General features: G+C 75.4%; 1 protein-coding gene. It reads right to left on the minus strand.

The features are described from left to right. The coding region (locus tag FNQ90_RS20405) for a glycoside hydrolase family 3 N-terminal domain-containing protein (protein ID WP_182607694.1) at nt 1-2203 on the minus strand (2203 nt) is incomplete at both ends.

Raw genomic sequence — 2203 nt, forward strand, 5'->3', positions numbered from 1 at the left:
GAGGGGAGGGCCGGCAGGGGTTCCACCAGCGTCGGGCAGGTCATCCGCCGATCCGGACCGGTGGTGTGCTCGTCACCGGTCAACTCCAGGGCCAGGGAGTGCCGCACGTCCTCGGAGGACGCCGCCAGCCGCAGCTCCAGGGCGCCGGGCTCCACGATCCGGCGGCCCGGCCGCAGGGTGTAGGAGGCCAGGTCCGGGTGGACGGTCAGGGTCACCCGGGCGGAGGCGCCGGCCTCCAGGGACACCCGGGCCCACCCGATCAGCCGCTGCACCGGGCGCACGATCCGGGCCACCGGGTCGTGCAGGTACAGCTGCACGATCTCGGTCCCCGCCCGGTCACCGGTGTTGCGCACCGTCACCGACACCCGGGCGACGGCCTCCCCGGTGCCGTTCGCGCCCCGCCCGTCGGTGGGCAGCGTCGGGGTGTCGATGGTCGGGTCCTCCCAGGCGAAGGAGGTGTAGTGCAGGCCGTGGCCGAAGGGGAACAGCGCGCCCGGGTCCAGCGAGCTGGCGTCGTTGTGCCGACCCAGCGGCGGGGCCAGATACGTCGTCGGCTGGCCGCCGGCGTGGCGCGGCACCCCGACCGGCAGCCGACCGGAGGGGTTGACCCGACCGGAGAGCACGCCGGCGACGGCCGGCCCGCCCTCCTCGCCGGGGAAGAACGCCTGGACGATCCCGGCCAGTCGGTCGGACCAGCGCCCCAGCGCGTAGGGGCGCCCGGTCAGCAGTACCGCCACGACGGGGACACCGGTGTCCACCAGGGCGTCCAGGATCGCGCCCTGACCCTCGGGCAGGTCGAGGTCGGCGGCGTCGCAACCCTCGCCGGAGGTGCCCCGGCCGAAGAGTCCCGAGCGGTCGCCCAGCGCCACCACCCACACGTCCGGGCGGGCGCCGTCGGCCGTCGGGAGGGAGAGCGCGGCGGCGGTGCCGGGGTCGGGGTGGTGGTCGATGGTCGCGTGCGGCAGTTCCGCGCGCAGCGACTCCAGCAGGCTCGGCAGCTCCACACCCAGGGGCAGTTCGGGGTGCTCCACGCCCACGTGCCGGGGGAAGGTGTAGCAGCCCAACATGGCGGCGGACTCCTCGGCGAACGGCCCGGTGACCCCGATCCGCAGCCCCGCCCGCAACGGGAGGGTTCCGTCGTTGGCCAGCAGGATCACGGACTCCTCGGCCAGCCGGCGGGCGACGTCCCGCAGGGCCGGCGGGTCCAGGTCGATCCGCGGACCGCGTCCGTCGGGGGAGCCGTCGCCCGGTCCGTCCGGGGTGACCAGCGAGGCCGGGGCGCCGGGGCGCAGGGCGGGCGCGGTCGGGTCCCAGTCGGGGTCCAGCAGCCCCAGTTCACACTTCTGGATCAGCACCCGCAGCACCGCGCGGTTCACCAGTTCCTCCGGCACCGCACCGGAGCGCACCGCGTCGATCAGCGGTTCGCCGTAGCAGCGCAGGACCGGCAGCTCCACGTCCACGCCGGCCTCCAGGGCCAGCGCCGCTGCCGTCCCGGGGCCGTCGGCCACCCGGTGGGAGAGCTCCAGGAAGGAGATGCCGAAGTAGTCGGCGACGACCGTGCCGGTGAAGCCCCAGCGCTCGCGGAGCAGTTCGGTGAGCAACTCCGGGTCACCGGCGGAGGGCACGCCGTCGGTGTCGGTGTAGGCGTGCATCACCGACCGGGCACCGCCCTCGCGCAGCGCCAGCTCGAAGGGCGGCAGGATGACGTCGGCCATCTCGCGCGGCCCCATGGACACCGGGGCGTGGTTGCGCCCGGCCCGGGAGGCGGAGTAGCCGGCGAAGTGCTTGAGGGTGGCCACGATCCCGGACGACTCCAGGCCGCGCACATAGGCGGTGGCCAGCTCGGCGACCAGCTGCGGGTCCTCGCCGATGGACTCCTCGGTGCGCCCCCACCGGGGGTCGCGCACCACGTCCAGGACGGGGGACAGGCCCTGGTGGATGCCGACCGCGCGCATGGACTCGCCGATCATCGCGGCGGCCCGCTCCAGCAGCTCGGGGTCGAAGGTGGCGCCCCAGGCCAGAGGGGTCGGCAGGATGGCGGCCTGCCAGGCGGTGAAGCCGGTCAGGCACTCGTCGTGCGCCTGGGCGGGGATACCGAACCGGTTGTTGGCCATCACGCGCCGCTGGAGCTCGGCCAGCGCGCGGGCGCCCTCCAGCGGGTCCACCGGGAGGGTCCCGAAGGGGCGGGTGAGCTGGCCGGGGC

This window comes from Streptomyces alkaliphilus (assembly GCF_014141535.1).
GTDB classification, from domain to species: Bacteria; Actinomycetota; Actinomycetes; order Streptomycetales; family Streptomycetaceae; genus Streptomyces; species Streptomyces alkaliphilus.